The sequence below is a fragment of the Kocuria sp. p3-SID1428 genome (assembly GCF_025149945.1).
In the GTDB taxonomy this organism is placed as follows: Bacteria; Actinomycetota; Actinomycetes; order Actinomycetales; family Micrococcaceae; genus Kocuria.
The window spans coordinates 1-977 of the sequence record NZ_JALXVH010000093.1; the positions used below are offsets into that span (position 1 = coordinate 1).

At 60.7% G+C, this 977-nt stretch carries 1 protein-coding gene; it reads right to left on the reverse strand.

What is annotated here, in order from left to right:
• Positions 1–15: 15 nt before the first annotated feature.
• Positions 16–927, reverse strand: coding sequence for an IS5 family transposase (locus M3E84_RS12355; protein WP_259896579.1), 912 nt, complete (start codon positions 925–927; stop codon positions 16–18).
• Positions 928–977 lie beyond the last annotated feature (50 nt).

A 977-nucleotide genomic window follows, 5' to 3' on the forward strand; every position in this document is an offset into this window, starting at 1 on the left:
TAGGGCATGTCTCCTTTATCGGCGTAGCCATGTCAGGATCGCGCTGATCACGACCGCCGCCCGATAGGTGATCGCGAGCTTGTCGTAGCGCGTTGCTAATCCTCGCCACTGTTTGACGTAGGCAAACGAGCGTTCCACGACGTTGCGGTTCCGATAGGCACCAGCATCGAACGTCGGCGGCCGTCCATCCTTACTCCCGCGTCTCTTTCGGCTCGCGACCTGGTCCTTCTTCTCCGGGATCACTGCCCGAATGCCTCGCGATCGCAGGTACTCGCGATTCGCCCTGGACCCATAAGCACGATCAGCGAGAACGGTATCCGGACGAGTGCGAGAGCGACCGCCACCAGCCCGCGGCACTCGAATATCGGCAAGGACCTGCGGCAGGATCACCCCGTCGTGGCGCTGTCCACCGGTGACCACCACTGCCAGGGGGCGGCCATTGCCGTCGACGGCATGATGGATCTTCGTCGTCAGCCCACCGCGCGAGCGACCGATGCCATGCCCGGTCGGCTCACACTCCTGATCGGGCAGATTCTTGTAATTCGACGTAGCCCCTGTGTCTTGGTCAGGGCGCGTCGTGTTCGTTGCATGCTGGTGGCCACGATTGATGGTGCCATCCACGGAGACGTTCCAGTCGATATCACCGGCAGCATAAGCATCAGAAAGTACGTGGGCCAGCACCCGGTCCCAGGTGCCATCGGCGGCGTAGCGGCGGTGACGTTTCCATACCGTCTGCCAAGGCCCGAAGTGCTCACGGGGCAGATCGCGCCAGGCGATGCCGACACGGTAGCGGTAGACGATTCCCTCGACGATTCGACGGTTGTTTTCAAACGGTCGGGCTCTTTTGCCGGCATTCGAAGGTAGGAGAGGTTCAATCTTCTCCCACTGCTCATCAGTGAATACTCGGTGTCGTTGCTTCGTAGTCACAACACCACCGTGTCAGTGCTGGAATGGTCAATAAAGGAGACACGCCCTAG